Raw genomic sequence first — 23,395 nt, 5'->3', positions numbered from 1 at the left:
GCTACATATACAGTGCGGTTTGGGTATGTATCAGAAAGGAATGAATTGAAAGTTAACGTTAACTGATATATTTGTAGGTGAACCGTATCAGAAAGGAATGAATTGAAAGTCTTCACCCCAACCAGTATACATTGATATACCCTGATTGGTATCAGAAAGGAATGAATTGAAAGGTCAGGCAAACAGTTTACGTTGAAGGCGTTAGCGTTGTATCAGAAAGGAATGAATTGAAAGGTGCATAGCAATAGCCCACGCGAGCCCTACCCGTAGCTGTATCAGAAAGGAATGAATTGAAAGATAGTTGTAGCTCAACAGGAGAGAGACAGTGGGGGTTTGTATCAGAAAGGAATGAATTGAAAGCATTCACGTATTTTCGTATTGCACTGATGATGCGTGTATCAGAAAGGAATGAATTGAAAGATTTGGGTTTACCGTTATTGCAATTTCATAGCCGTTGTATCAGAAAGGAATGAATTGAAAGTCTATTTGTTCGCGGGGCAGTGGCTTTGCCCCTGTTAAAGTATCAGAAAAGAATGAATTGAAAGTTTTTTGTATACTATATACATTTTTGCATATATCGTATCAGAAAGGAATGAATTGAAAGTGAGACGTGGGGGGGTGGAGGCTACAGATCTGTCATGTATCAGAAAGGAATGAATTGAAAGAAAAGATACATTGGGGAACATTCAGTGGAGCTACGACCTCGTATCAGAAAGGAATGAATTGAAAGCATGAGCTATGTATGTTCTCTAGAAGACTATATAGCGTTAAAGTATCAGAAAGGAATGAATTGAAAGGATATGGGTTTTCCAAACTTACCTACGATTAAGGGTAAGGTATCAGAAAGGAATGAATTGAAAGTTATTCTATCGAGTTTTCAACAACAGTTTAAGCGTTAAGTGTATCAGAAAGGAATGAATTGAAAGCCCACGGTCGCGGCAGCCACAGCTCCCCACAGGTGGCGTGTATCAGAAAGGAATGAATTGAAAGAGAGTTCATGGCATTAAAGACCCGGATGGGTTTCTTAGTGTATCAGAAAGGAATGAATTGAAAGGCGGTGACATGTGCATGTTAGAATTGTATGAAAAGTCTAGTATCAGAAAGGAATGAATTGAAAGTCGGCGGTGAAGAGGTCGTCAACGGGCTTGAGGCTTTAGGTATCAGAAAGGAATGAATTGAAAGCGTTTTCTCGTATCCTAGGGAGGATCCGGTAAGGAGCTTGTATCAGAAAGGAATGAATTGAAAGTCCTTTGTCCAAAATTCGTACTCTTTTCGGTTGCTCTTGTATCAGAAAGGAATGAATTGAAAGAGGAAGAATAAGGGGCTTGACATCGAGTGGAGGGAGAAGTAGTATCAGAAAGGAATGAATTGAAAGCTCGGGATCGGAGTAGCGAATGGAGCATAGAACCGTATCAGAAAGGAATGAATTGAAAGTTCAACCGATACGCATCAACAACAACACGAAGGCCCCCGTATCAGAAAGGAATGAATTGAAAGGTATCAAACAAATAGATTGCAGCGTCGAGCCGTTTGTATAGTATCAGAAAGGAATGAATTGAAAGGTCCGCCCGGCACTGTTCCCGACAACACGTTGTCGGAGGTATCAGAAAGGAATGAATTGAAAGTCATTATAAGCGTAGCCGTCATAATAATGGTAGCGTGTATCAGAAAGGAATGAATTGAAAGGTTTCCACGTAGTAGCGGATTGAAGCACCTGATGTAGCACGTATCAGAAAGGAATGAATTGAAAGATATAGTTTTCCGGGGCGTCTATATAGTTCGACAGTTGTGTATCAGAAAGGAATGAATTGAAAGCCGAGGTCGTGAAAACAGAAAATTTTGCCAGACTGAACGTATCAGAAAGGAATGAATTGAAAGAGGAGGATAAGAGCGAGTTCAACAATCGCGACTACACGGGTATCAGAAAGGAATGAATTGAAAGTTCACAAAGAAAATATGGTTTCCTAGTCTATATCCCTTATGTATCAGAAAGGAATGAATTGAAAGGTGCTTGAATCTGTAAAGCTTTGTGTCACCGTGTATGGTTGGTATCAGAAAGGCAGGAATAACTATCATGCGAGATAGGAAAGAAGTAGTCTTTTTAAAATATTTAATGAAATGAAGCTAGCAGCTATTAAAATCTTTCATGAGGTAAAGTGGATTTAGATCCTTCAGGAAAAAAATGCTGTTCCTTAGCCTACTAATGTCTCTATCCCCAGATTCTCAGCAACGCTTTTCTGCCTTTTGTCCAGAGTTGCCAGTTTTCCACCTAATTTCATTGAGAGGGCTATGTAGAGCGCGTCGTACACGGTGATCCCTTCCTTTATCGATACCTCAAATGCTTTATCGAGCACCTCCAGCTCATTGTAGAGGATTACGTTCACATCAATGAGCTTTCTCATGGCTTGAAACTTCGCTTTTGCATCCTCCTCCGAAATAAAATCTCTCCTAAAGGATTTCCAGATGGCATTTGAGACCTCCTTAGCGACATGATCAACAGTGCAGCAGTTCTTTATGATGTCTGCATACTTTTCCCACTCAGGCTCCCTCAGGATGAAAGCAGTTATAACAGTGGCATCAACTACTATCACGATCCTCCACCACTGATGCCTCAGAAAAGCCGCTTGGAACCTCCTTTGTATTCATAAGGATTTTGACAACCTCCTTGATATTTTCCTCCCTCTCCAGCTCCTCAACTCTGCTTTTAACAAATCTTCCGAGCTCCTCAGTCCAGTTCACGCGATCTGCATACCTCCTCATCTTCTCCTTTATGTGCCTGGGGATCTTGAAGCTCACAACCTCAGACATTCTGCTTCACCCTGATATACTTAAAAAGTTTACCAAGATGAATTCCAATGGCGTAGATCCTGAGATCAGATTTTAATTCCTCTTTCATTGCTTTTATGAGGCATGCAGCCTTTAAGCATCAGCAGAGGATCTCAGAACTCATCTTCATGGCATAAAGGTCATTGAAAGCTTTCTTAGGCTTTCCTGATGCAATATCAGATCAGCAATAGTGGAATTCCTTCTCCTTCGGTTTTTCTCTTCAAGGTCATTTTCTTTAATATTACATAAATTAGAAAAATGAATATCAATCCAGCTACGAGTAGAGGCAATGTATAATCTACCTCTGTCCTCCAGACGGCTGTCAGCTTCACCGGCCTATCTACCTTGATCCTAACTTCTGGTTCCCTGGAGACAATCTCTCCTTTCTCATCCTCCCAGTGATCGAAGACATGCTTTGCTCCAAGGTTCACCTCAGTTGGTTTTACTGAGATCAACACTGTTTCATTTTTCTTGTACCATCCGCTACCTGAGGTTTCTCCATAAGGAGAGGAGGCAGAAACCTCGTATTCTGTCTCATAGAGCGCGGTTATCTCTATGGGCCCCGACAAATTGACCTGCCTGGTGGGCGTTAGCACATGATCGCTCCAGCCCTTGAATACCAGTCGAGTGCCATTTCCAGCATCCCAGAGCTCAGGAGCATAAAACTTAATGGAGGTCATAGAAGGCAGCCATTCATCAAATATTGAGGTCCATTCATCGTTAATTTTTAATGGAACACTATCAGACTTTATTTTCACGTGAAAGAACTTCTTCCAACGGGATTCCAATCGAATAGGCTCCCTGACTTTTAATAGAATAGTTTGCTCATCTGAATATATTTTCCCGTCGGAAAACCATCCAGCGAACACATACTTAGTGTCATTTTCAACTCTCTCTGAAGGCTCACTTAAAGTTATTGTTGAGTTCTCCTGAATCCAGGCATCAATAGGCCGTGAATATCTAGTCATAACGACTACACGATGCTCCCTTCTGAGCTCAAAGTTAGCAACAATGGCCAGAGGTTTATCTACAATTATTGTGATAGAATTCTGGGCTATACTTTGAGAGTTCAAAACCCAGTTTGAGAAGAAGTACTCAGTGCGCGTGAGATTTTGAACATGAACTGAAGTAGGCTCAACAAATAGACTGTGAGGTCCTAAGCTCAGCCAAGTTGAGTTGGGAGTTGAAAACAGGAAGCCATCTATGTTAATTTTTGCTAAAGGATTATTACTTTTGAGAGTGACATCTACATAAATTTTCCCATCGCATTCCTTGGCGTTATACCCAAACTGGAGGATGAACCATTTTTCGACAGGCCATGTCTGGAGAATCCATCTGTAGTAGTCGTAGGGCTTCGTGTAACTGGTCCACTTGGTCATCTCATCCGGATTATAAAAGGATGAATCCCCTGTAATTTCGTACATATCATCCAAGATATGTAAGAACTCGTGAACTGCTACTTCTATCAGGAAGTCAGCATATCTATCGGAGATAGGCTCTTCATCTGGGGCTATGGGTATGGAAATAAAACCAGATTCCCCAAAAAAGCCTTTAGCACCATATGAAACGCCACCGTGAGCAACGAAAGGCCACCTTATTCCATAATATACAATTATAACATCATAGGAAGATTGCTTAAAGGCTAGATCCCTCGCAACGGTGCGTGGTTCCACCCAGTACCTCACCTGTCCCTCAATCACAGCGCTGGCCATCTCCTCCCTCAAAATAGTCCTGTTAACTATAATATATTGGTAGGTTAAGGTTAGAGCATTATGTGTATTTTCTTTAAAAAATGTTTTAAAATAATTTAACCTCTCGATGACCTTGTTCGTCGATCCTGGTGAGACCGACTGCAGGGTGGTATTGTAGAAGAGGAAGAGCACTCGGAGCACATGGACGTCCTGGCAGGCCTGAGCAGGTGAGGTAGCGAAGGATGCTAAAATGAGGAGTATTAATATCAGGTATTGAAACCTCAACTTTCTCACACTCTTAGCGCATGTTGTCTTACCTTCAAACTTCTTTTTTAAATCTAATGATAAAAATAGCAAAGGATTAAGGAGCGAATTTTGTTTTTGCTGGTGCATTAACTTTATTCGGAAAGGGTCCAGCAGATTGCAAGACCCTTTATTACAAATTTTTGGAAGAACACTATCCTACACTTATTCCAAAATATAAAAGCTCATTCAGAGTATTCTTTCAACCTACGAAAGAATATCAAAAGGAACTTGAAGAAAGAACAAAAAGGTTGTGTGAGAAATATGGGATTAAAAACAGTATTGTTTAACAGCGGCTTTTTGGGCGGAACGCTTTGTCGCTTCGCTTCTCGCCCTCACTTCGTTCGGGTCATATAACAGGAGATGAGATAATAAAAAGTATAAACGAAAATGGGTATCCTCTGAGACCACTATTTCTATAAGCCTTGCTCTTGGAGGATATCCTCGTCTGTAGCTAGGAGGTAAACTCTTCTGACATTAATGCCTCTTAAGACAAGCCACTGCATGAACTCAGTCACAACAGGAGAGGAGAGATCCAGAGGAGACTACAGCAGCTGTCATTGGGAACACTGCAAGAGTAAAGGATTCTCTCCGGCAGAAGCTATATGAGGACTTGTTTTCTCAGGATTTTTAGGACTTTGTCCAATTGTCCCTCATCTATCTTTATCTCAAGATCTTTTTCTGAGGAGGATTTCCTCAGCAGAAGAACTTCGTTATGAAAGCCTGCATGAGCTATGAAATCTCTGGTAAATTTCCCATTTCCCGAGCGTGAGATATCTCCTCCATTTGATTTATACTCTGAGTAGAGTGTCCAGTCATCAGGGCATATCTTTTGTTTTATATGTTCTAACTTAGATATTTCTCTGTTAACAAGGGTTTCAATCACTTTTGAGCCATTTAAGAGGCGCCTCAGCTTCTTAATCTCCTCAAGCGTGGTTGTGCATTCTCTTGCTTCACTGCATGCTGACTCACTTTCCAGGTTACGCATGACGCCAGTAACTAGTGCTAAGGCATGCAACAACGCTCTAAATCCCTCAGAAAGTCTGGTATTGCTCACTAGTTCTAGAACATTCCCCTCTGTGACGACTCTCTTTGAATTCCAGCACTGCAATGCTTCATTGATGATGTTCCTCAGGAAGCTGGGATCTAAGCTCTTAGCCAGAATGCAGAGCTCGGGCAAGGCCCCAATCCTGAATGCCCCCAGCAACGGTAGGACTTTTTTGTAGAGGATCTCTGAATCCTCTATAGAACAATCTCGAGGATCTGTCAAAAGCTTGCTGGCATTATTTTCGCTGTAGCTTAGATATCTTGTCAACTCCCAAGGCGAAACTTTCCTCCTGCGCAAGAGGTTGTACCGTAGCTCAGGTGGTTCAGCTCTGCCATTGGGCTTACAAGGATCATCCTTCTGCCTAGAAAGCTCTCTTCTTAGTTCTTCTTCAAGGTATACTGGATCTGCTTGGTAAATGCGAAGGTCTACCTCTCTAGATATTGTCACTGCAAGCATGGAAGCTGCCTCCAGGGCAGCAGAATAAGTCAACACAGGCATATAGTTGACTCCATGTGTTATGTCCAGTGCTATCCGTAACTTATTGCCTCCAAGCTTAAGACCCTCATGAAAGATCTTATTTAGTGCAAGCAACTCATAATCCCCCAAGTCGGCTTTGAAAGCCTTTTTTTTAGAGGAAAGAATGCCCGGCAGGATCTCTATCGCAATCTCATTCTCAACGCATAAATGAGACCTGATGTAATCCTCCACCTCCTTTTTAATGCTGTTGTAAACCCTTTCCTTTAGGCTGGAAAGCGTGTCCAATGCCAGCAGAAGAACAATATCAGGTCTTTCAACCTCCATCAACAAGTTCAGCGTGGAAAAGCCGTATTTGTCGAATTTCTGGCCTAATTCCTCATAAACGTATCTTGAGTACCACCAGCCACGAGGATTTCCCCATGTTGTTACAGCTAAACATCTCTCGCTCTTGGATTCCCCCATGATACCAAGAGATGGAAGCAAACTTTAATAAAAAGGTTTATGTGAAAATAATGAATTCTATTTATTAGAGACAAAAATAATTTTTATATCTGCAATGTTATCTTGTCTCTTGTAGAGTTAAAAAATTAAATACCGAAATGTTTATAATAAAAAACAAAGTTTTAATGAAGGATGTCCGAAGGCCCGGCCAGGCACGAAATTGAAGAGGATCTTCTATCTGTTTATAGCGTTTGGGGGCTGAATCCCCTTTATGAAAAGATAAATGAAATTCTTAAAGAGATTCTTAGGGGAAAATTAAAGGGGAAGGAGATATTTGGGAATCTAGTGAGATTGAGGGTTCATCCTCCGTTGCTGGCACTGGCTCTCTCCAGCGATCCGGAAAGTAGCGATTGGATCAAGGTAAGGCTCTCCTCTTTAAAAGCTGTTGCTGAAAGAGAGGGATTCAGCAAACTTGCTGAACAAATAAAAGTGGATGTCTCATCTTACTATGAGAGAGCTAAGGAGATCCTTGGCTTGATGCAGAGAGGAGACTGGAAGGTGACAATACAGGTCCTTGAAGTTGGCTCTATACAGGAAATAGTGAAGAGAAATGGTGCCTTCAGGGAAATGAGAGGTGCAAGCCTTCTTGTCGATGTATTGCCCAGATATGCTTCGATTTATGTAGCTGACAAACTAGGAGAGGAGTTCATACTGACAAAAGAGGCTGGAGAGCTTGTGTTTATCTCACATCCATCTTTATCAGGGAAAATGGAAGGAGAGATCATTGAACACCTCAAGAGAATACCTATTGCTAATGCTATAGTCTTAAAGGGAAACGGCTCAAGCGCTCCAATGCTGAAAGTCAAAGATATAATGAACCGTGCTGGATCATCGTATCGACTAGCCTTGGCCTCAACTAGAGCGATCAATCTTGGATCTGGTGATCCGATTGAGCTCGATCCTAAGGATATATGTAGGGGTTGCAGAGCCGATTCAAGCCTGAATGAATCCTCTGTGGACAAACTGTTGCGTTCTTTTGCTGTTGATGAGACGAAAGTGAGGAGGCTAAAAGAAAACATCGTGGAGAGGTATGGTGGCAAAATATGCCAGAGCTGCCTAATTTTAGCCTCATATGGGCTTATTTTTACAGATATTCTAAATGGAGAAGAAAAAGGATGGAACAAAGATGTCCTGAATGCGGTTAAGATGGCATCATCCTATGAGATATTTGAAAAAGTGCGAAATGCCGTTTCTGCCGGCTTTGAAGCCAGATTTGTGACGGGACTGGAGAATTATGATTACTCCGAGTCCTCTAATGCACTTATTGCTATGATAACTGCAGATGGGGATGGCTTTGGCGCCTTAAAGGGCAATTCCAAGTCCATTGAGGACTTTCTCTCCTTATCCATTCTCTTCAGTACTCTCATGGAGGAGGGATTAGTGAGCGGAGCAAGGAACTCCCTAGAAGTTGAGGAAAAATTCCTAAACTTAAGAATGAGAGAGTCCGCTGGGCCAAGGCAGTACAACTTCTTCCTCCCCATAACACCCTTTTATGTGGCTGGCGATGACATGGTGCTCATTTTAAGGGCAGAACACGTTGTTGGATTCATCAGGGGTCTAGCTGAGAGAGCTAAAAGGGTCTTCTTTACCGCAAAGGAGCTCAAAATAATCCCCGAAGAGGAGAAAATGGGTATTAGCATGGGCATAACTGCAGGAAGAACCAAGGTACCAGGTGTGTATTTATATGATGCCTCTCGCGCAATGCTGAGATATACAAAAGAGATAGCGAAAAAGGCCCCGAGAGATGAATTCACAGTGCAAGCCTCAATTCTATATGCGAAATCAGGTGCATCATGGGAATCCATAAATAAATTCAAAATAGAGAGTGTTGACTATGATGGCCTGTGGAGATCTCTTCTATGGATAGGAACGGAGGATGAATCCCCTGTTCTTAAATCGCTCAGAATTGCTGTCTCTGGAGATAATGCCATTAGATCCTCTGATTTTAAGGAGGTCCTTGAGGATCTCCTTCCTTCAGGAGGAAGATCAAGGCTATATCATGAGATGGCGCTTCTGAGATGGCTAAGTGATATAGCAAGAGGTATGGATTCGAGGTGGGAAGAGGACAGGGAATTATACGGCCGTCTTAGAAGGATATTCAGCGAACTAACCAAGAAGGGATCAGCCGAGGTCTGGAGATCCCTGTACACTCTCTGCTCAATACTGAATATAGTGGAGGATAGAGTGGAGAATGAGCTCGGAAGCATTGACTTGAGAAAAAAGCTCAGTGAAATAGGAAGATCATTTTGTGAGGGTGAGTAGATGAGAAATCTGAGAGTTGAGGTCAAATTAAGGGGAATAAGAACAGTTCAACCATCCGGTGAGATTAGAAAGGAGGATTACAGGGTAATGGTCTATGAGAAGAAGGTAGGAGACAGAATAGTTGCCTATCCGATATCCCCGGCCCAATTTAAAGGAGCCCTCAGGCAGATAGCGTGCATAGTAGTGCAGAACAAACCTGAGCTCAGGCAAGCTTATGAGGATCTCTTCGGCACTGACGTTGCTGACAGGTGCTTTGGTGAAAGTAGAGAGGTGGCCTCGCCTGTCTCTAAGGAGGGAAAGCTAAGTTTTGAAATTATAAATTGTGATATCAGCGACAAGCTTGAGAAGCTGATCGAGCTGAGGCCCAGAACAAAGCTGGATAGAGAGCTAGGAACTGTCGAGAGAGGATCTCTTCTTTTCTCTCAGGTGATATCATCTGGGTTCAAGGTTACCTTTCTGATAAAATCTAACGAAGAACTCAATGAGAGAGAAGTGGATCTTCTGACAAAAGCTCTAAATGCTCTTAAGGGGTGGGGGATTGGTGGATGGACTTGTTTAGGTTATGGAAGTGTTGAGGAGGTGAGCATAAGTGAGTTTTGATTGGGTGGATGTGCTGTGCCTTGAGGCGATAGAACCTCTCATCATAAGAGATAAGTACAGTAAGGGAGCTCATTATTCCAGTCCTCCGTATGTCCCGTCATCAACTCTTTCCGGCGCAATAGCATCTGATTTCTTCAGAAGGAGGGGTGTGAATGGTAGAATAGAGGATCTTAACATGTGGATTAGTCATGCATTCCCCAGCGATAGGCCATTTAAGCTATGTGGATCTCCTCCTCTTCCGCTCACAACATTGTCAAGAAAAGAGGATGATACTTACCTTTCCTTGGCCCTTCTTTTCGCTAAGGCAATGAAGGAGGGGCCAAGCTTACTGGATAAGATGAAGGGTTTAAACAAGAAAGTCGGGACAATTTTCATAAATCAAGAGGGAAGATTCGAGCCTCCAAGCAAGGAGATCATCACTCAAGTTGCACTAAGCTATGAAAGAAGGACGCACGCTTCTATAGAAGATAGGGGTGAGAAATACGGTCTTCTGTTCACACAGGAGGTCATAAGACCGGGATCCAAGTTCCATGCACTGGCTTTTCTCGATAGCTCCCTTCATGAAGAGTTGAAAAAGGAAATCGAGGTTAGAATAGGTGCTTTTACAAAAAAGGGATTCGGACTTACAAGAGTTAAAGTGGATGAGTCTATGAGCTTTGATGAGTACAGGAAAGGAAGGTTGAAGGGATTGAAGTCGGAGCATGAGTTTCTCACGGTCGATATAATGACCTTCACCTCTCGTGAAAAGCTCCTCGAACTAGGAAATCCAATATATGAAAAAATAAGAATATCTGATTTTAAAACATGGTTCAACGGTAAGTTCTACATTTATAAGAAAATGATGGGACCAGGAAGCGTTCTGGTATATCCAAGGGGGAATCTGGATCCAGAGAGGATAATCCAGATAGAGCTAACTCCCCCTCAAAGTGCTTTGAGGAGATTTCATGGTCTTGATATGGTCTTTTTTGATAATCCCTTCCATTTTGATTCCCTTTTGAGTTTGGGAGGTGAGATGTGATGTCAGGCGGAATTAGTTCCTCCGAGGATGATGCTGCCCTTCAAAAGAGGGCAGTTGAAATAGCCAAGAGTCTCTTCAGGAGGGTGCATATACCCTCAGAAGAGGAGGAAGAGGAGTCGGAGATCACTATGACAAATCTCAGAAATATGCTTGAGGTGGCAATAGACTGCGCAGAGAAGGATAACTGGGATCTGTTTGGGCTGAGAATAGTTTATTTGGCCAGAAATGCCTCTCAAGGGGATGATCTGTATATTTTCGTTAAAAATCTCCTGACGGAAATAAAGAATAGCGCCGAAAGCAGCAAAGAGAGACTGAAATTGGCACAGTACATTCTGAAATCCTGCATATACCTATTTAATGCCTACAGAAAGGGTCTCAGTGACCTATTGGGGTGATAAAATGAGCGGAGCTAGAGGTCTGTTGACAATAAAAAGAAGGATATGGGCAGATTGTGAGATCGAGCTTCTTGAACCGCTGAGAGTGGGTGCTGGTAGAGATCCAGAGTCTCCAATAGACCTTCCAGTTCTGAGGGACTCCATTGGAAGGCCGGTTATACCAGGATCGACCTTGAAGGGCTTCTTCAGGTCCTATCTTTCCCGTCTTCTCCTTGCTTACAGGATAGCTGGAGGCTCTTCTGTGGAGGTCGATGGGATTAAGGTGGAGTTAAAACCATGCATCGATAGCATCTCCGAGAAAAGGATGGATGCAAGTAAGCTAGAGGATTTATGCGTACTAGACAAGGTGTTCGGGTATTCTGGAAGGAACATCTCATTTTCATCGCTGATAAAATTCACTGATGCTGAGCCAGTTAGCTTAGTTGGTACTCTAAAGAGGACTCATGTTTCGCTGGACAGGAAAAGAGATGCAGCTGAGAAAAAGATGCTTACAAAAGTGGAGGCAATAAAGGAGCGTGCGGGAGATCCAACAAAATACAGATTTACCATAATATACGATGAGCTTGGCGATCCCCTATTCTCGGATGCCAATAATGCATTCATGTTGCTGCTTACAATGCTGAATAAAGGTCTGGAGGAGTTCATTGGAGGATGGAAAAGCAGGGGATATGGAAGAGCTAGGATAAAGCTGATGAAAATCAGAGTAGCAGATGTGAGCGATCTGCTTAATGGAAACATTAGAGAGGTAAATCTTGGGGATATAGTTCCCAGGAGGTGATATGAATGCAGGAAGTTCACGGATTTGAGGCTATTGTTATCTCAGGAAGTGTAAAATGTGAGATAAAAACGAAAACTCCTCTCACAATAGGAGCTGGCAAGAGCCCAGTGGATCCACTTGCTCCGGATATACCACTCCTCAGAGATTCCATTGGAAGGCCGGTTATACCAGGATCGACCTTGAAGGGCTTCTTCAGATCCGGCATTGAGAGAACTCTATCAGCGCTTAATATAAAAGATTACATTAAACTGGTAGAGGATCTCTTCGGGACGACTAGAGTCGAAGCCTATGGCTCCAGGCTTATCTTCAGTGATGCTTATACCGACAGGGACGATGCAGTGGGGATGAGGGATCATATAAAGATAAATTCAACAACGATGGCGGTTGAGCACGGACCCTTCACTCAGGAATACGTGAAACCCGGAGTTAGCTTTTCATCTAATATTTCGTTTAGGAATATCCCCCTGTCGTTCCTCTCCCTTCTCTCCCCTGTGATCAAGCAGGCGGATATCGGAGTGGCCAGATTGGGGAGATCAAAGAGCAGGGGATATGGACATGTATCCATAAATCTGTTAGATATCTCAGCTGACATAGTGTGGCCGTCCGAGATGGACAGTCTTTCCCTTTCGTTCTCCCTCCCGAATTATGGGAAAAAAGTAAGGATCTCCCTGAGGAAATCAGAGAACAAGATCTCAATCTCAGATTCCATTTCCGAGTGCGAACTGACCGGAGATATGGAAACAAAGCCTCCTATTTTAAGGGCTAAGCTGAAGTGGTCGGATGTTGAGAAATGCTTGGAGCCCTTGATAAGGGGGCTGGGCAAATGAGCTCCAAAACTTACAAGTTCATTAAGGTGGATGGTTTAAGGAGGAGATCGACGAGAAACTACATTCCTCACTCATCTCTTAGTAGAGCTCACAAAATACACGTATCTCTGAAGACAGAATCCCCAGTTCATGTTGGAAGTGGGGAGATCCAGCTTCACAAGGATCTTCCTCTGTTGCTAAATGCTAGATCAGAAGGAAAACTTATTATTCCTGGATCCACTCTGAAAGGAGCGATTTCTCACTATTATCTGGCGCTTACTGGAGATATATCCTCTACTTCAAACCTCTTTGGCTTCCCTGGTTATATGTCCAAAGCTCTATTCTCGGACTCATTCCCAGAAGGCTCTGTTGAACCGCAAATAGTAGGGATTGGTCCAAGCTGGCAGCCTAAGGCACGGGAATCAGGAAAAATAAAGCTTTACAGAAATGACATTGAGTTTCGAGAAGAGAAAGAGCAGTATTACCTTGAATGTATTCCTCAGGGGACATCTTTGAAGGCGGATATCATTGTTCTGAACCCGCTAGAAATAGAAACAGCAAAACTAATCCTAGCGATGGGGTATAATCCTAATGGCTCTAAAGTATTTCTTCTTGGATTCGGAAAACCAAGAGGGTTAGGAAAGGTAAGAATCCTCAGTATAGGAGTGTTATCTGTGGATGCCCTCGGAAATGAGAGGGACATCACGAATGAGATCATGAGGCAAGCTAGTAATGTCCTACAGGAGCTAAAAGGAAGATTTGAGGAGGTGTTCGGCGGTGGTTAGGTGCGAGGATCTCATCAATTTTATAAAAATGGAGAGAGCTTTTGAGCAGATAAAAAGCTGGCGGGATTTGTATGATCTGGGATTCAGGCTTGTCAGAAGGTACGAATACATCCTGAGGAGAGGGTACAATCCGGCCGAGAGCAGGGATGTGTTCATCGAAGGAATAATAAGTGAAATTGCGCTGAAGTTCTCCAGTAAGAGACTTCCATTCTCATTATCAGAGAGGGATGCAAGAAGGATCTCATCTAGAATTCTTGACATATTGACAGAAATGAGGGATCTAAGATCGATATGCGGTCTTTACTTCCAGCTGAGGAAAAAGGAAGAGATGCATCACTTGATTGATCTCATAAGGGGATAGAGTTGATCCCGGACTTATTTCTGGTCTCACCCCTTTTTTCAAGAGGAAAAAGCCTGCGTGAATATGAGTTTAATGATCTGGGACTAGATGGAAAGCTCTTTCTAATGGATCGGGGGGGATTGTATAGACTAAGCTTTAACAATAAAGGGAAGGGGGAGCTAAAAAATGAGAAGATGTCAACGGAGAATTTAAGAGAGGTAGGATCCCTAGGAGTTCTACTTCTTTCTCCCTCAAGTGAGGATGTTGCCAGTTTCCTGGGCCTAGTAGATTATGAGTTTAAATCCTTCCTAGAGAGATCTCCAAAGAAGAACCTCCTCTTAGAATCTGCTTTCCGTATATTCCTGCTCGATAAGCTTTCCATTACAGTAGAAAATGAGGATGAGCTGAGGATTCTGGAGGAAAACCTTTCAAAGGAACACTTATTATCAAATATTTCATATTTCTGTATAGATACGGAACATCAAATAAGGCATTTAGTGCCGAGACCTCCGGACAACGGCGCTGTTGTGAGATCGCTGGTTAATCTTGCGCAGGAGATTGCACTGCGTTTCTTTAATGCTGATGCAGATACAGGAAAATTCATTGATCATTTTTATAGAATAATAAACTCATTAGTTATGAATCAATTAATAGTTTATGCCTATTGTGGATATAGAAATGGGCAATTGGACACAGTAAACAGCTTAATAAGGAAGTTCTTGATCCCACGGTTGAATTTCGCTTATTACATAGATCCTAATGAGAAAATCTTCAAATTAAAGAAGATGCTTGACCTAATTTGTGATATTTATGAGCACTACGCCGGTATGATAACTGGGATAGAGGTCTCGTTTGAGAAGTTAGAAGATCTTTTGAAGGGGTATGACAAACTCAGTGGAGAAACTGGCATGCTCCCTCCTGAGGGGAAACTGACAATTCATTTTACTAGAAATTATAATATAACAAATATAATGTATGCAAATATTATTGCAATATCATATCTCTACTTTGCAGTAGGTCTGCTTTGCTATTTAATAAGAGTAAATATCTTGGACATTTTCTCGTTCTTTTATAATTTTGTTAATATGATAACTCAAGTAAATGACATTATAAACTGTTCGATCCTAGGCCTATCAATCCTTCCTCCAAGTGAAAAAGTGGACTACCATGAGCTTTTATTCAAAATTTATGATCTAAAAAAGCTTAATGAGCTAAAGAATTTTTGTAATAAAAAATTAAAAGTAAAGGAGGAGGAAATTAAACCTGAAGAGAGAGGTAAATTTTATAATATAACCGAGCTTGAATACATTAAAGGGAGGAAAATTGAAATAAATATAAATTATCTTAGAAATAGTTCCTTCGCAACTCATGGAGTCCTGCTGACACCTCCTACTAGAGTTGACGACAGATTACTAGATGAAAAATTTAAATACTTCTTAGAACGCTGTTATATTCTATTCAATAACCTAAATAATGTGATAGAAAGAGAAATTCCTGTCTTGACAGAGATTTCTCAGCCTCATATATCATATCTTGGTAAATTAATTGAATCTCTAGCTGAATATGAGGAAGGAGGTGTTCTTGAAAAACTTAAAAAGCTATTACAAGATGCAGAAGACATTCAGGCACATATGAACTCCCTTATTGAGAAAATCGGGAAAGTACGATCTGCTATGCATGAAATTGCTGGAGAGCCAATGCCGTTTGCAAGTGAAATAAATAAAATCATGAAAAGGATATACATATATATACCCGAGTTTTTTATGCTTGAAAATCAGATGATTTCTACGTAGGACTAATGCTAATAAGGTAGGGACTTTCCTTAGCCTCTTCCTTTGTTCTGTGCCTAGGAAACCGCAGGAAGTGAGCGAAGAGGAATAGTTATCCAACCCCATCAAGTCAATATAGTGCTGAATAAAATCCTCCAGATTCTCCACAAGAGCTATTATAATTCCTCAAGATCTGTAAACCCTGATTCCCAGTTTTAATCGCTCGGCTCTTTGTCCTCTGCGCATTCCCCTATGTAGTCCCTCATAGAGTCCTCAGAATCGAAGTCCACGATGCACATTGATCCTTTCTTGCCCGCATTTATGGCTCTTCCCTTTCCTATAGCATGCGAGGGGTGAAGCCCATAGCTTCGACCAGATATCTCAGATAACACTCAACATGCTCAACTACCTCCAAGCTCGAAAAAGACATCCACTCCTTCAGCCACTATCTCCCTGATCCTCCTTACATCCACTCTTTCGTATTTTGTCTCCCATCCTGAAGCCCTGGAGAGATAAACAGAGATATCTCCTTCCGGAATTTTCTCCATGAGGGTCTCAAGGAGGTAGGGATTGTGAGTGGTGACAATGTAGGAGTTATCGCTTAATGTAATTCTCTCAGCGAGGAACTTTGTGTAAAAAGGGGAAAGAGTGGGCCTCGGGTTCCTCCATTAACACCAGCGAATCCCTGTTTGACTCCACAGCCCCCAGGCAAAAAAAAAGAGTTCTCTTAACAGTATCTGAAAGCATATGGTGCTCTATTCTGAGGTGCTCTCTATTTCTCGGCTTTAAGAACTTGATTTTCCCCTCAGAAATGATAAATTTTATGTTAAAATCATCAAGAATTCTGGTTGCAATCCTCCTCAGGTCATCCCTTGTCCTTAAGAGATACATTAAATTTGGACCATGGGGTGGGAGAAGGAAGTCCCCAAACTAAACCTCCTTTTGAACCTCCTTTCCCTCGGAGTACCTGTAGAACTTCACGTTTTCTGGAAGCCCCTCAAGACCCTCACGCCTTGCCCTGATGTTCATATACTCATCTATTTCCAGGATCTCCTCTTCCTGAAGGCATACGCTGAGAGCCCTCTTCTTGCTGTCATAGGAGCATTTCATCCTTTTTCCATCCAGCTCCACCTCAATGGGCTCCTCCCTTGAGAAAGCAAAGAAGATATCATCCAGTTTTCTAGCTCTTGTCATCATCCTCAGGATCTCAGATAGACCTTGAAGGGACCAGAGTCTACCTCCTATGCTCACAGGGGACACAAGGCCTGAATTCATGTAGTTTTTGATCTGACCCAGGAAGGAGAAGATTGATAGAGCCTCAAGAAGGTTGGACTTGCCGGTCTCAGGAGGACCTCTCATCACATTAACCCTCTTGAGATTCAGAAAAGCCTCGTATATCGGATTGAACCTCCTTACTTTTACCTCCATCCTCAAACACCACCTTACAATTATTTAAGTTCTCTCTCCTTGAGGATAAATTCCGCTTTCCAGCTCTGTTCGCATGCTTCACTATCACGCTTGTCCAAGGCAATCTTATTCAACACCAAGGTCCCTCAGCAGCTGTGCTGCCTTGTCAGATGATCTCTTTGCCTCTGTTAAAGCCCTCTCAAAGCTTGTACTCGGCTTCTATTTCTGGAGGAATGTCTTCAGCATGATGATCCTTCTGCCCTCAAGTTTTATAAAAAGCAATAAGCTTCTTCAGACCAAGAGATCTCTTGTCTCAAATGAGGTCTGGCTCATCATCGCACCCCTTTGTAGCTGAAAGGAGAAAAATAAAAAGTTTATATTAAGAGCTTCATCAATAAAATAGAGACCATATGGAATAATCAAGAGAAGGTTTTCCGAAGAAAAGGTGGATATTGCGACGATAACTCCATCTTCGATGGAAATAACCTGCCACCGCCCAACCTCATCGAAGGTCAAAAGCATCTAACAACAGACGTGAAGGCACATCTCGGCTGGGTTTTCTTAACATTGTACCAACTGTTTTATAAATCTATACGAAGATTAATGAGTTTTTTATAGAACCAAGAGCTAATCTCAGCATGCAAAAAGAGGTTCATGTCATCACATGTGGGGCATCTCTCCTGAGGAACCTCGCCAGAAACCTAACCCAGAGCTCTTTGTTGTGTAAGTATCCGGATCTTAAGAGGAAACTCGAGGATCCCAATGTAAGTGAGGGATTCTTGAAGAGCTTGAGTGGTGATGAGAAGATCGCCCTTAAGGGTGAGATGTTGAAATACCTTGAGAGGAATCCCAAGGCTGCTAGCGCTGAGCTGAACAGCCTCCTCAGCTATGTTGAGCAGGTCAAGGGGACTTCTAAGCTGGAAGAGGTCGTAAGTGAGGCCCACATCTTCAGATCCGACACAGAAGCTGGAAAGATCATGGCAGATGTCCTTCAAGATTACCTACACTCCCTCGGAGCTAATGTGAGCATCCACACTCTGGCTGGATTCGGAACAGGGGACTTCAGCAGCGCAGTGAAAACCTCGTGAGGAGCGCTAGGGATGTGGTCAGGAGGAACAAGAACGTGGTCCTCAACTTAACTGCTGGCTTCAAAGCTGAGATTGCAGCTATGGCTGTGCTGGCAAGCGAGAGCGACCTAGATCAGTACTACATACACGAGAGCTCTAAAATGGTGGTGATGCTGCCAAAGGTCTTTGAGCTGAAGGTGAGAATGACCAAGTGGGAGAAGGTAGCCAGTGTATTGGCTGTTCTGCTAAATATTCCCTTCAGCCTCAATGTGGCTGAGATCTCACTCAAACTTATGATAACTGGAGCTTTGATCTGGATACTCTGGAAGAAAGCTTAACTTTGCCTTCAATCCTCTTTACATTGAGGCCGACCTTGTCTCCGCCGTACTTTGCCATCAGAGCTATTACTTTCAATCCTCTTTACATTGAGGCTTCCTCGGCTCGGGCCCTGTATCAATTCCCTTTGTGAGATTATTGAATTTTTGCCTCAATTTAAAGAGGATTGAAAGTAGCAAAGCGAAGGACATCTACAGCGAGCTAAAGCAAAGCCCCTTAAAGCTCCAGTGCCTGAACTCCAGCCGGTCTAGATAGGACATCAAATATAATCCTCTCTATCCTCCTTCTCCTCTCCAAATCGGATTCTATCTCTTCGATCTTGAGCCTGCAGTCCTTGTCTAAGCTAAAGCTCTTTCCGCTCTGGCTCATCCTCCCAATCCCCTCCCTCTCAAGAATTCTCACTATTCTATAGATAACAGTATCCTGAATAGAGGGAGGCCTCTCTCCGTACTTGCTGAACACGCCCTCTATGCTCCTAGCTATGAGCTTTGAGAGCGTATCATACCTCTTGGAAGTCTTCGCTTTCTTCAACTCCCTAAAAACTGAGCTTAACAGGCTGGCAGAAGCCTCCATTAGGATATCTTGCTCGCTAGCCTCCTCCTTCACCTTAACAGATCCTCTCATCAACTCCTCCAGGGCCTCCTTCAAATCCCTCTCAAGCGTTGTCCAATCCCTTAGGAACCTCATTACAGCATCATCCCTCAGAACCTGGATCATCCTGAACATGTCCGGGTTTATATCCACAATGTCGAACCTTCTCCCCATCTCCACCTTTACGTCAGTTATCTCGTCTGGGTCCATCTCAGCTATTGATATCAGAAGCAGTGGATAGGCATTCATTATCTTTGAAAGCTGATCTTTTCTCTCTATCCAGTACTTCCCGTACTTTATCTCAACCCCAACTTTTGTTGTTAGGACGCCACCCTTCACCCCTTTGCTGGCATCGTAGGTCCACACATCGAAATGAGCATCAGTTCTGGCCCCTGGAGCGCTTAAGGGCTCATCAGAGAATATCGCTATGTAATCCCTTGTTATATCCCCAATCCTCACGTTGAGCTGTATGCTCCTCATCTCGCTCGACAGGAACCTCCTCAGCAGGCTCTCTGCAAAGTTCCCCTCTTCTATTCTTCCCATCTGTTCAGATCTTCCTAAGTTTTCAATTATCCTTGATGATAGCTCGGTTAGACCCTTCACTATCCCCCCTATCTCTCTCGTCCTCGAGAGCTCTGAGGCAACTCTCTCCATGAAAGGATATACTCTGTCCAGGGAGCTCCTTATTGCATACCTCATCTCATCGTCGTGCTCATAATATGCCATCCAGAGGGCAATTATCTTATTTAATGCCTCCTTACTTGCTTTCTCCCTCTCATCCTCGCTCATAGATAGGCTTAACTCCTTAGACCTGTCCATTAGCCTGCTTCCAAGGGCTTTATCGCTCCTAAGGGCTTCTCTGGCTCTCTTGGACAGCAGCATGACTACGGATCCCATTGGAGGATATCCATGGCCTCCCTCAGTTATCCCCCTGATTGTATCAGCTAGATCCTCAATCATCCTCCTGCTTCCCTTGTTTAGCTCTCCTAGAAGCTGATCCACCTCATCTATTATGAGAACAGCGGGCCCTTCAGCGGGAGAAGCTTCAAGAGCTTCAAGCATAACCCCCTTCATGTCCCTTAAGGGGCTTATTGTGATGATCCTGGAGAATATCCCCTCTTCCTCAATCCTCCTCAGGAGAATTTGACCCAATTGAGTCTTTCCTGACCCATACTCCCCGACAATACTGATTATAGCTCCCCTCCAATCCCTATCCTTCAGATACCTTATCACAGCATCAGAGGTCTCCTTCAAGCGTGAAAAGTTCGTCAAAACATCCTGCATCAGGTCAATTGTGAGCTCCAGCGGCCTTCTATCTGACCACCTGTCCAGTATCAACCTTATTGTGGAGCTCTCGAGCTTCCTGAATTTTTCATAAAGCGCCCTTATCTCCTCAAAATAGTCGGGCTGGCTCATTCATTCCACCTTGCTGATATTCTCTCCCTGAGGGGTATTACTAGCTCGCTGTATACATCTCCGCTTATCCTGTCCTGCCATGTGGAGAATATCCTCCCCGAAATGCCCCCTGGTATCCTATCGATGTCGTTTACATTCTCAAGCACCTGCCTGTACTTCTCGAAGGAAGGGATCTCTATCAACCCCTTTCTCCACAGGGAGAATAAGGCTTCTCTTGCGGCATCACCATACACTTTCCTCAGGCTGGAGTATGTGAGGGAGCCCCTCTCCCTTATGTCCTCGAGGATTCTCTCCTCCAGGGAAAGGGCCAGGATAGGCACCTTCCTCTCCTTCAGGAATCCACCTTCTTTCAGCCATGATATTATTGCTTTGGCCTCAGTATCGCAGATCTTGAGGCCGTTCTTCTTAACTGCAAGGGAAAGGCTTGAGGGGGTGAGCGGGATCCCTCTCTCCATTAGGAAGGCGAAGGCCTTCTCAAGCATGTACTCCTTAAGGAGGACCTCAGCAACTTTCTCGAAGAACTCATCCATGGACTTGGCATCTTCAACTTTCCTCAAAATCCAGCTCATGGTTTTGGCATACTGTTCAGCTGTCCTCCTGCTCCTCACCTTTAGGATGGACATTATCTCATCAGGATTGGGATCCCTCAGGGATGTCATTAGCTTGTAGAGGTTCCTGAGGGGCAGCGGATAGAAGTTGCTTCTCGGCATCGCTAATAACTGCGCCTTATTTACTAAAAAAGTTTACTAATGTAGCTGTGAAGGGTTAAAAATAAATACAGCTGGAGAGGAACTTCCTCTGCAGGATTCAGGGATAGTAATAGCGATAACCTTCTGTTGAGCTTCTTAAAAAGCTTAAATTTATCCTCTTTCCTCAGACATGTGCTCATCTTCGATGAAAGTACCAATGATTTTCTTATCCCCCTGTCGAGCTCTTCTAGAGGTTAATTTAATTCATTTATCGCAGGACACTTTTTCATTGGGAAATGCCCTGTCTGTCGCTAAGAGTTTATTAGCTTCTTCTGCAAAGTACAGGATATGGGCACTCTGATGTAAGCCCTATGTCCCAGGCTCTCTCCACCTCTCATTCACTCTCCTAGCAACGTCTGGGCCTTGCTCTACCCTCTCCGGCAGCTCGCTTCCCGATTTCTCCTTGAGCTTCCTTCTTATCATCTCGCTTGGCAGTTATCCAATGTGGAGGTAAAGTGGAAATCTGTATGATGGTAAGACTCATTGGCTATATAGGGGTTGGTTAAGAGCTGTAGCCATGATCTGTTTCCTATATTTTTGAACCTCTATCTTTTGACTCGTATTAAAAGAGACGAGTGGGTGGTGGAGCTTACGGGTAAGGTGTGTATACTGGGATATTTTTAAATATTTTTTGACGTTTGTTGGGGTCGTGTGCGGGTCGCTTAGGAGGGAGCTCGGGTTCTGGGACGCTGTGTCGGTGGGCTTGGGGGCTGTGATAGGCGCTGGTATCTTCGTGGTCGTGGGGCTCGCGGCTGGCGTGGCCGGGGCTGGGGTTGTGCTCGCCGTAGTGCTCGCGGGTTTCAGCGCGGTCTTCACGGGCCTGAGCTTTGCCGAGCTTGGCGCCGCGCTGCCGAGGTCTGGTGGTGTCTACGAGTATGGTCGTAGCCTTCTACACCCTGCGTTGGGGTTTCTGATGGGCTGGAGCTGGGTTAGCGGTAACATCGTGCTCGGGGCTACCGCCAGCCTCAGCTTCGGGTATTACCTTGAGAGCGCTTTTCCATGGTTTAGCCACGTTGCCGGCGCCGTCCTGCTTATAGCCCTGGTCACGCTGGTGAACGTTGTCGGGGTTAGGGTCTCGGCTTCCGTGAACAACGTTCTCGTCGCGGGGAAGGTCCTGGTGCTCTTGGTCTTCGCCGCCCTGGGAGTGCTGAGCATGGACCCCGGCCACTTCTCAGGTATGACGTCCGCGAGCCTCAGCAGCTTGGCTGCTGCCGCGGGCCTCTTCTACTTCGCGTATATAGGGTTTCCACGCATAAGCACGATGGCCGAGGAGGTCGTGGATCCCGAGAGGAATATACCGAGGGCTATACTTGTCACCCTGGTCCTCTCCATGGGCCTCTACGTCGGCGTAGTCGTGGCGGCGGTGGGGCTTGTAGGGAGCGACGCCCTTGCCAGCAGCACTGCTCCAATAGCCGTCGCAGCCGAGAGGCTTGGGATAAAGGGCTTGGTGGAGGCTGGGGCCCTGCTGGCCACGGGTAGCGTCGTGTTGACGTCGGCTATGGGGCAGTCCAGGGTTTTCTACGCTATGGCTAGGAACGGGGAGATACCGGAGAGGCTCGCGAGGGTGTCGGAGCGCTTCGGGACCCCCGTGAACTCTATACTTTTGTCGGGCGTGATCATGCTCGTCCTAGTGCTGACGGTCGACCTTTCAGGGCTCGCGTCGTTCACCAGCTTCAGCGTCCTCCTAACCCATGTCTTCACAAACCTCGCGGCCCTCAGGCTCGACAGGAGGGAAGTATCGGTCGACTACTCGTTGAGGGGCGTGCCGGTTCACGCTTTCATCGGCCTGGCCCTGAGCCTTGTCCTCAGCCTGAGCCTGGGGACTAGGACGCTCGTAGCAGGTGGGGTCAACGTAGCGCTCGCCCTGGCGTGGTTCTACGGCTACAGGCTGCTAAGGGGTAGGGCTCACGGCTTGAGGGTGTAGAGCCTCAGGTTCTTGCCCTGGCAGAGCCTCGCCAGCGGGCATTTCTCGCAGGCCTGGCTGCAGGCCGGCTTGCCCTCCCTTACTTCTAGAACACGCATGTCCCTGAGCATCAAGAGTATCAGCTCTACTCGCTCCCTGGGTATGCCTGTGGCCCTGCTTAGGAGTGCCGGGTCGGCGACGCCTTCACGAGAGAGTGCCTCGAGCACCCTGCGGAGGTTCTCGCCTAGACGCGTAGACTCCACTCAACTACGCCTGAGCCAGCTAGGCGTGGCGGGTATTTAAAGGTTTGCCGGCTCCAGAACCAAC

Annotated in this window: 21 protein-coding genes, 1 pseudogene and 1 CRISPR repeat array (1 of these 23 running past the window's edge); of the genes and pseudogenes, 12 read left to right on the top strand and 10 right to left on the bottom strand. The window is 44.4% G+C overall.

The features are described from left to right. A CRISPR array of direct repeats spans positions 1-2,007; the repeat unit is 25 nt; unit sequence GTATCAGAAAGGAATGAATTGAAAG (it extends 6,700 nt beyond the left edge of the window). A gap of 185 nt (positions 2,008-2,192) precedes the next feature. The 4 genes from MA03_RS02860 to csx1 all read right to left on the bottom strand — a co-directional run bounded on the left by MA03_RS02860 (position 2,193) and on the right by csx1 (position 6,807). After that, complete coding sequence (locus MA03_RS02860; RefSeq protein WP_052883829.1) at positions 2,193-2,591, bottom strand: type II toxin-antitoxin system VapC family toxin; 399 nt, start codon at positions 2,589-2,591, stop codon at positions 2,193-2,195. Next, the gene (gene vapB / locus MA03_RS02855) at positions 2,578-2,808 is read right to left on the bottom strand and encodes a type II toxin-antitoxin system VapB family antitoxin (RefSeq protein ID WP_052883828.1); all 231 of its coding nucleotides are present in this window, start codon (positions 2,806-2,808) and stop codon (positions 2,578-2,580) included. Before vapB ends, MA03_RS02860 begins: the two co-directional genes overlap by 14 nt. A 194-nt stretch (positions 2,809-3,002) precedes the next feature. Beyond that, positions 3,003-4,811: a hypothetical protein gene (locus tag MA03_RS02850; protein ID WP_219731648.1), complete on the bottom strand. Its 1,809-nt coding sequence runs from the start codon at positions 4,809-4,811 to the stop codon at positions 3,003-3,005. A gap of 610 nt (positions 4,812-5,421) precedes the next feature. Then, positions 5,422-6,807 carry a CRISPR-associated CARF protein Csx1 gene (gene csx1 / locus MA03_RS02845; protein WP_052883826.1) on the bottom strand — a complete coding sequence of 462 codons (1,386 nt, stop codon included), beginning with the start codon at positions 6,805-6,807 and terminating at the stop codon, positions 5,422-5,424. Positions 6,808-6,978: 171 nt separating this feature from the next. Here csx1 and MA03_RS02840 point away from each other — a divergent pair, with 171 nt between their 5' ends. Genes MA03_RS02840 through MA03_RS02800 form a run of 9 tightly spaced genes read left to right on the top strand, consistent with a single transcriptional unit; the run spans position 6,979 to position 15,623 of the window. Then, positions 6,979-9,108, top strand: a complete 2,130-nt coding sequence (locus MA03_RS02840) for a Cas10/Cmr2 second palm domain-containing protein (protein WP_052883825.1) — start codon at positions 6,979-6,981, stop codon at positions 9,106-9,108. Continuing rightward, entirely contained in the window at positions 9,109-9,708 is a 600-nt protein-coding gene (locus MA03_RS02835; protein ID WP_052883824.1) for an RAMP superfamily CRISPR-associated protein, read from the top strand. Next, positions 9,698-10,726: a hypothetical protein gene (locus MA03_RS02830; protein WP_191118701.1), complete on the top strand. Its 1,029-nt coding sequence runs from the start codon at positions 9,698-9,700 to the stop codon at positions 10,724-10,726. Before MA03_RS02835 ends, MA03_RS02830 begins: the two co-directional genes overlap by 11 nt. After that, on the top strand, positions 10,726-11,121 hold the full coding sequence (locus tag MA03_RS02825; RefSeq protein ID WP_052883822.1) for a hypothetical protein: 396 nt from the start codon (positions 10,726-10,728) through the stop codon (positions 11,119-11,121). Before MA03_RS02830 ends, MA03_RS02825 begins: the two co-directional genes overlap by 1 nt. 4 nt (positions 11,122-11,125) lie before the next feature. After that, positions 11,126-11,899, top strand: coding sequence for an RAMP superfamily CRISPR-associated protein (locus MA03_RS02820; protein WP_052883821.1), 774 nt, complete (start codon positions 11,126-11,128; stop codon positions 11,897-11,899). A 5-nt stretch (positions 11,900-11,904) separates the two neighbouring features. Continuing rightward, positions 11,905-12,726 carry an RAMP superfamily CRISPR-associated protein gene (locus tag MA03_RS02815; RefSeq protein WP_052883820.1) on the top strand — a complete coding sequence of 274 codons (822 nt, stop codon included), beginning with the start codon at positions 11,905-11,907 and terminating at the stop codon, positions 12,724-12,726. Continuing rightward, positions 12,723-13,490, top strand: a complete 768-nt coding sequence (locus tag MA03_RS02810; RefSeq protein ID WP_052883819.1) for an RAMP superfamily CRISPR-associated protein — start codon at positions 12,723-12,725, stop codon at positions 13,488-13,490. Before MA03_RS02815 ends, MA03_RS02810 begins: the two co-directional genes overlap by 4 nt. After that, positions 13,483-13,851, top strand: a complete 369-nt coding sequence (locus MA03_RS02805; protein WP_052883818.1) for a hypothetical protein — start codon at positions 13,483-13,485, stop codon at positions 13,849-13,851. The genes MA03_RS02810 and MA03_RS02805 overlap by 8 nt, the downstream gene beginning before the upstream one ends. Positions 13,852-13,853: 2 nt before the next feature. Further along, positions 13,854-15,623, top strand: coding sequence for a hypothetical protein (locus tag MA03_RS02800; protein WP_052883817.1), 1,770 nt, complete (start codon positions 13,854-13,856; stop codon positions 15,621-15,623). Positions 15,624-15,814: 191 nt separating this feature from the next. On the opposite strand, the gene MA03_RS08600 is transcribed toward MA03_RS02800, so the two are convergent. The 3 genes from MA03_RS08600 to MA03_RS02790 all read right to left on the bottom strand — a co-directional run bounded on the left by MA03_RS08600 (position 15,815) and on the right by MA03_RS02790 (position 17,027). Then, positions 15,815-15,991 (bottom strand): hypothetical protein, encoded by a 177-nt coding sequence (locus tag MA03_RS08600; protein WP_191118700.1) that lies wholly within the window; start codon positions 15,989-15,991, stop codon positions 15,815-15,817. 9 nt (positions 15,992-16,000) lie between these two features. After that, positions 16,001-16,147, bottom strand: coding sequence for a hypothetical protein (locus MA03_RS08595; RefSeq protein ID WP_191118699.1), 147 nt, complete (start codon positions 16,145-16,147; stop codon positions 16,001-16,003). 382 nt (positions 16,148-16,529) lie between these two features. Then, positions 16,530-17,027, bottom strand: a complete 498-nt coding sequence (locus MA03_RS02790; RefSeq protein WP_052883815.1) for an AAA family ATPase — start codon at positions 17,025-17,027, stop codon at positions 16,530-16,532. Positions 17,028-17,169: 142 nt separating this feature from the next. On the opposite strand from MA03_RS02790, the gene MA03_RS08590 reads away from it, so the two are divergent. After that, positions 17,170-17,361 carry a hypothetical protein gene (locus MA03_RS08590; RefSeq protein ID WP_191118698.1) on the top strand — a complete coding sequence of 64 codons (192 nt, stop codon included), beginning with the start codon at positions 17,170-17,172 and terminating at the stop codon, positions 17,359-17,361. 283 nt (positions 17,362-17,644) lie between these two features. Then, positions 17,645-18,411 (top strand): annotated as a pseudogene (locus MA03_RS09055) (putative CRISPR-associated protein). Between the two features lie 214 nt (positions 18,412-18,625). On the opposite strand, the gene MA03_RS02770 reads toward MA03_RS09055, so the two are convergent. After that, entirely contained in the window at positions 18,626-20,416 is a 1,791-nt protein-coding gene (locus tag MA03_RS02770; protein ID WP_052883811.1) for a P-loop NTPase family protein, read from the bottom strand. Next, positions 20,413-21,126 carry a hypothetical protein gene (locus MA03_RS02765; RefSeq protein WP_052883810.1) on the bottom strand — a complete coding sequence of 238 codons (714 nt, stop codon included), beginning with the start codon at positions 21,124-21,126 and terminating at the stop codon, positions 20,413-20,415. The genes MA03_RS02770 and MA03_RS02765 overlap by 4 nt, the downstream gene beginning before the upstream one ends. A gap of 688 nt (positions 21,127-21,814) precedes the next feature. Here MA03_RS02765 and MA03_RS02760 point away from each other — a divergent pair. Then, positions 21,815-23,089 (top strand): APC family permease, encoded by a 1,275-nt coding sequence (locus tag MA03_RS02760; protein ID WP_052883809.1) that lies wholly within the window; start codon positions 21,815-21,817, stop codon positions 23,087-23,089. Here the strand turns inward: MA03_RS02760 and MA03_RS02755 are convergent. Continuing rightward, complete coding sequence (locus MA03_RS02755) at positions 23,071-23,331, bottom strand: hypothetical protein (RefSeq protein ID WP_052883808.1); 261 nt, start codon at positions 23,329-23,331, stop codon at positions 23,071-23,073. The genes MA03_RS02760 and MA03_RS02755 overlap by 19 nt on opposite strands. Between the last annotated feature and the right edge of the window lie 64 nt (positions 23,332-23,395).

It is taken from the genome of Thermofilum uzonense (genome assembly GCF_000993805.1).
Lineage (GTDB): Archaea > Thermoproteota > Thermoprotei > Thermofilales > Thermofilaceae > Thermofilum > Thermofilum uzonense.
This window is presented reverse-complemented; position numbering and strand designations above follow the sequence as displayed.